General features: G+C 69.0%; 1 protein-coding gene and 1 pseudogene. Both read right to left on the bottom strand.

The window, feature by feature from the left end; all coding sequences use genetic code 11:
* Positions 1-596: pseudogene (locus Q4D18_RS04275) on the bottom strand (F0F1 ATP synthase subunit beta); the annotation flags it as partial.
* A gap of 50 nt (positions 597-646) precedes the next feature.
* Positions 647-1540, bottom strand: a complete 894-nt coding sequence (locus Q4D18_RS04270; RefSeq protein ID WP_303126123.1) for a F0F1 ATP synthase subunit gamma — start codon at positions 1538-1540, stop codon at positions 647-649.
* Between the last annotated feature and the right edge of the window lie 91 nt (positions 1541-1631).

Here is a 1631-nt window from a genome sequence, read left to right as displayed (position 1 = left end):
ACGCCGGCGAACACCGAGGTGCCGCCGAAGTTGCGGGCCACACGGGTGATCATCTCCTGGATGAGCACGGTCTTGCCCACGCCGGCGCCGCCGAACAGGCCGATCTTGCCGCCCTTGATGTACGGGGTCAGCAGGTCGATCACCTTGATGCCGGTCTCCAGCATCTCGGTGGAACCCTCGAGGGAGGCGAAGTTCGGGGCGGGCCGGTGGATCGGCCAGCGCTCCTCGACGCCCAGCTCGGAGATCGGCATGTCGAGGCTCTCGCCGAGCACGTTGAAGATGTGGCCCTTGACCACGTCGCCGACGGGCACGGAGATAGGGGCGCCGGTGTCCTGCACGTCGGCGCCGCGGACCAGGCCGTCGGTCGACTGCAGGGAGATGGCGCGCACCATGTTGTCGCCGAGGTGCTGGGCGACCTCGAAGGTGATGGTGCGGGTCTGGCCGGCGAGCGAGACCTGGGTGGTCAGCGCGTTGTAGACCTCCGGCATGGCGTTCGGGGGGAACTCCGCGTCGATCACGGGGCCGATGACGCGGGCGACGCGCCCGGTGGCGCCGGCGGTGGGTGCCGCGCCCTGGTCGGTGAAGGTGGCAGTCATCTCTCTCACTTCTATCGTGTGTGGATGGCGGGTCTGATGAGTCGAATGGCTCAGGAGTTGTTGAGCGCGTCCGCGCCCGCGATGAGCTCGGTGAGCTCCTGGGTGATCTCCGCCTGACGGGCGTTGTTCATCAGGAGCGTGTACTCCTTGATCAGGCTCGTGGCGTTGTCACCGGCCGACTTCATGGCCCGCTGACGGTTGGCCAGCTCGGAGGCGGCCGACTGGAGCATGGCGTTGAAGATGCGCGACTCGATGTACTTCGGCAGGAGGGCGTCGAGGACCTCCTCCGCGTCCGGCTCGAACTCGTAGAGCGGGAGGACGTCCTCGGCGGTGGCCGGGGCCTCCTCCACGACCTCGAGCGGCAGCAGCCGGATGACGCGCGGGGTCTGCTTCACGAGCGACTCGAACTCGGTGAAGACCACGTGGATCTCGTCCACGCCGCCCGCCGCGGTGTCCGTGAGGAAGGCGTCCACGAGGGTGCGGCCGATCTCCTCGGCGCGCTCGGCCTTGGGCGCGTCCGTCTGGCCCGTCCACAGCTCCGCGTACTCACGGCCGCGGAAGTCGAAGTACGTCTGCGCCTTGCGGCCCAGGACGTAGACGTCCACGTCCTTGCCCTCCTCGCGCAGGGTGGTGAGCAGCTGCTCCGCCTTGCGCAGGACGTTGGCCGAGTACGCGCCGGCCAGGCCGCGGTCGGAGGACATGATGAGCACGGCGGCCCGCGTGGGGTTCTCGGGCTCGGTGGTCAGCACGTGCTCGATGTCGTGCTGGCTGGAGACGGCGCTGACGGCCCGCGTGATCGCGTTCGCGTAGGGCAGCGACTGGTTGACCCGCTCGCGTGCCTTCGTGATGCGGGACGTGGCGATCAGCTCCATCGCCTTGAAGATCTTGCGCATCGAGGTCGTCGAGGCGATCTTCTGGCGGTAGACCCGGATCTGGGCTCCCATGGTGGTCCTTTCCCTGGCGGGAGGGCGGTCCCGCGGGCGGCCACCCGGGGGGGCCCGCCCCCTGCCGGGGTACTGCCCCTGCTGCTACTTC

Origin of the sequence: Micrococcus sp. (genome assembly GCF_030523875.1) — a bacterium.
Lineage (GTDB): Bacteria > Actinomycetota > Actinomycetes > Actinomycetales > Micrococcaceae > Micrococcus.
The sequence above is the reverse complement of the archived record's forward strand: the minus strand, read 5'-3'. Positions and strand labels throughout refer to the sequence as shown.

Coding starts and splice junctions, on each gene's coding strand:
- Q4D18_RS04270 (WP_303126123.1), bottom strand. CDS start 1,540: ATGGGAGCCCAGATCCGGGTCTACCGCCAGAAGATCGCCTCGACGACC.